This is a genomic window from Candidatus Thiosymbion oneisti (genome assembly GCF_004359955.1).
In the GTDB taxonomy this organism is placed as follows: Bacteria; Pseudomonadota; Gammaproteobacteria; order Chromatiales; family Chromatiaceae; genus Thiosymbion; species Thiosymbion oneisti.
This window is the reverse complement of record NZ_SMSC01000068.1, coordinates 1-2,952: the sequence shown is the minus strand read 5'-3', so window position 1 is coordinate 2,952 and position 2,952 is coordinate 1. Positions and strand designations below refer to the sequence as shown.

Here is a 2,952-nt window from a genome sequence, read left to right as displayed (position 1 = left end):
GTGACAGGCGGGGCTTTTTGTTGACGCTGGGGCCGGATTGGTGTTGGCGTGGGTCGAGGCCAGCCGTGGCGACCCATTGCTGAGCGCGCCTGTCGTCAGGGAGGACTAGCCGTTCGCCGAGGAGTTGGATGGCGCTGGCGGCGGCGATACCGGTGACGCTGATGAGGAGCTCGAAGGTATGCTGGAGCTGTTCGTCGGCGGCGATGAGGTCAAGGACGCGCTGACGCAGGGCTTCGAGGTGGGCATCGAGTTGGGCGATGCTCTGGTGCAGCTCGGCGATCAGGAAGTCGGGCGTGGTGGCAGTTTGCTCCGCGGCATGGAGTTGGTTTTTGGTTTGGGTTCGGAGCTGGTTGAGGGCGGCGATGCGGCGGGCACAGGCGCGGATGGCTAGAGCCAAGGCATCGGGGCGTTGCCAGGGGGTGATGGGCATGCGCAAGGCGAATTGGGCCAGGACGGTGGCATCGACGGCCTGGCCTCGGCGAAGCGTTTGGCGGCCTTGGGGTTGATGACCATGAGCGCCAACCCGGCGTCATCCAGGGCGAGGGCCGGATCGATGTGATACCAGCCGGTGGCCTCCAGACCGACCCGGCTCACCGGTGCCTTGCACAAGACCTTGCTCAGGGCCACATGACCGGCTGGGGTATTCTTGAACTCACGGAGTTTTCCCGGCTGACCGTCACGGTTGATAACCAAGGTAACGGATTTGCTGCTGACATCGATTCCGGCGACCTTCATGTTGGTTTCTCCACTCAGTAAAAACCGGTTAGGATAGCGACCCGGTTCCCCGACCCTGGACCCTCGCCTACCGACCTTGTGTATGCAGGCTCACGAGCACCGCTCACGGCCTCGGATACGCTCCGGTATTGGCGAAGCGGGCGGGGAGCCAATCTACGGACAGGCTCGCGGCCTCAGGGCGGGACGGCTTCCCAGATCCTCTCCATTAACTCCCTTTCTACCTGATCCTTGGCTCTCCCTTGGATACAGAACATACAAGGGTGGGGTGAGCTTGCGAACCCCTTCCTCCCCCGCAAGGAGGTAAAATCCGTTCCCCGACCAGGACACACCGCAGCAGGAGTCCAACATGCAGATTACCCTCAACGGAAATCCGACCGAGGTCCCGGACGGCATCGCCATGGGCGACCTCATCAAGCGGCTGGAGCTGATCGGCCAGCGCCTCGCCGTGGAGGTCAACGAGGAGCTGGTGCCCCGCAGCCGCCTCAGGGAGCACCGCTTGGTCCCCAGCGACCGGGTGGAGATCATTCACGCCGTCGGGGGCGGTTAACCTTAGCAATCACCTTCCGGCAGGCCCGAGCCGGCAGCCGGACCCGGCTCGGGGCCCTACTCCCTCCCATCCTCGATCGGGCCTCCAATGGAGAGTTGTAAGCGTAAACTGGCGGTCGAGTCAGTTGCGAGGGGCCAACCTTCATGGCAAGAGTTACAAACAAGGCCACGCCCGTAGCCAGGCCGCCCTCCTGCCGCCACGGGTCGAAGCTTATGTCAGCGAGACCAATCGGGTGCGGGCGATCGACGCCGCTGTCGATACGCTCGACCTGCCGGCATTGGGCTTTACCAATGCCGGCGGTGAACTCGCCCCGGGGCAACCGGCGTTCGATCCAGCCGCGCTGCTTAAGCGCGCGCTCTACGGGTACCTCAACCGCGTGCACAGCTCCCGGCGGTTGGAACGTGAGTACCGGCGCAACTTGGAACTGATCTGGTTACTGGAGGGACTGGTCCCGTGTTCTCGGACCAGCGCCGAGTTTCGCCGGGTGAACGCGCGCGGCGAACCGTGATTTCGTCTTGCTGTGTCAAGAACTGGAACTGCTCGGTGGCGAAACCATCGGCATCGACGGTTCCTGTTTCCAGGCCAGTGCCCGTGACGCCAGTATCACGACCAAGAAACAGTTGGAAAGCCAGCTAAAGCAGATTGAACGTGATCTGGAAGCCGACACCCCGTGCCTTGATGCCAACGACGCGCCGAAAAACCCGGCCGGTGACCGGTTGGGTGAAGCCCCCGCGCTTGCCGACAAGCTGGCCGCCCTCAAGGAACGCCAAGCGCGCCAGCAGGCACAACTTAAACAGCTGGCGGACCGTAGTGAAACCCAACTGTCGCGCACCGATCCCGATGCGCGGGCCTTGAGCAAAGGCAACCAGCACGTCACCGGCGACAACGTACAAAACCGCGTTGATAGCAAACACCAACACGAAGTGACCAACGCCGGGAATGATCAAAACCAGTTGAGCGGTCAATGGCTGGGTGCCATGGCCGTCCTGTCGGTCAATGAACTGACCGTTGTGGCCGACAGCGGTTACTACAGCGAGGCACAACTTGCTGCCTGCCAAGCCGCCAACGCGACTGTCTACGTCCCGATCCCGGACAAGCACAAGGCCGTCAACGCCCAAGAACGCCTCCGTGGCGAGCGCTTTCATTACCACCGTACCCTTGATGGCTACACCGGCCCCACTGGCGAGATTCTGCGGCCACGCGGCAGCGCCCACAAGGAAAATGGTATCTGGCGGATCTGTTTTTATTGTCTCTTTCTATTCTTCCAACCGGTCGCGCGTTGGTTGACGTTCAGCGGCCAGACGCGGCCGATCAAGCGCCTTGGCCTGGTTTTTCGCGCTGCTGAGGCCGAGGCGTTCACACCGTGGCTCCGCGTGCGAATACTTTCACAGTCTCCGGAGCCTGGGGAGCCAGGCGAAGTTATCTAGACCCATCCCAAATAGAGCAGTCGGCGTGGTTGGTCATGATGTCAGCGGCGCGGCGCCCGGATGGGTCGACAGCGGTATTATATGCCCTGCGCGCAGGCACGGCGGTAGCTAGAAGCCCCTCTCCCCCTGAGGGTGTCGCAAAAGGCACCGATCTTCGCCCTTTGACCCCCTCTCCCCAAGCCCCCTCGCTGCGCTCGGCGCAGGCTCTCTCCCGGCGGGAGAGGGGCTTTTGCGACACCCTCC

General features: G+C 62.8%; 5 protein-coding genes. 3 read left to right on the top strand and 2 right to left on the bottom strand.

Annotated features, from left to right (window positions below; all coding sequences use genetic code 11):
* Together E1958_RS19320 and E1958_RS19315 are read right to left on the bottom strand one after the other, a co-directional pair.
* Nucleotides 1–430: transposase (locus E1958_RS19320; protein WP_166664706.1), on the bottom strand; the 430-nt coding region annotated here is incomplete at its 3' end.
* Nucleotides 388–735 (bottom strand): IS110 family transposase, encoded by a 348-nt coding sequence (locus tag E1958_RS19315; protein WP_133513322.1) that lies wholly within the window; start codon nucleotides 733–735, stop codon nucleotides 388–390. The genes E1958_RS19320 and E1958_RS19315, both read right to left, overlap by 43 nt.
* Before the next feature lie 346 nt (nucleotides 736–1,081).
* On the opposite strand from E1958_RS19315, the gene thiS reads away from it, so the two are divergent.
* The 3 genes from thiS to E1958_RS19300 all read left to right on the top strand — a co-directional run bounded on the left by thiS (nucleotide 1,082) and on the right by E1958_RS19300 (nucleotide 2,709).
* Nucleotides 1,082–1,282: a sulfur carrier protein ThiS gene (gene thiS / locus E1958_RS19310; RefSeq protein WP_089728428.1), complete on the top strand. Its 201-nt coding sequence runs from the start codon at nucleotides 1,082–1,084 to the stop codon at nucleotides 1,280–1,282.
* A gap of 124 nt (nucleotides 1,283–1,406) precedes the next feature.
* Nucleotides 1,407–1,790 (top strand): transposase, encoded by a 384-nt coding sequence (locus E1958_RS19305; protein ID WP_133513321.1) that lies wholly within the window; start codon nucleotides 1,407–1,409, stop codon nucleotides 1,788–1,790.
* A 7-nt stretch (nucleotides 1,791–1,797) separates the two neighbouring features.
* Nucleotides 1,798–2,709: a hypothetical protein gene (locus E1958_RS19300; RefSeq protein WP_133513320.1), complete on the top strand. Its 912-nt coding sequence runs from the start codon at nucleotides 1,798–1,800 to the stop codon at nucleotides 2,707–2,709.
* Nucleotides 2,710–2,952 lie beyond the last annotated feature (243 nt).

Coding starts and splice junctions, on each gene's coding strand:
- thiS (WP_089728428.1), top strand. CDS start 1,082: ATGCAGATTACCCTCAACGGAAATCCGACCGAGGTCCCGGACGGCATC.
- E1958_RS19315 (WP_133513322.1), bottom strand. CDS start 735: ATGAAGGTCGCCGGAATCGATGTCAGCAGCAAATCCGTTACCTTGGTT.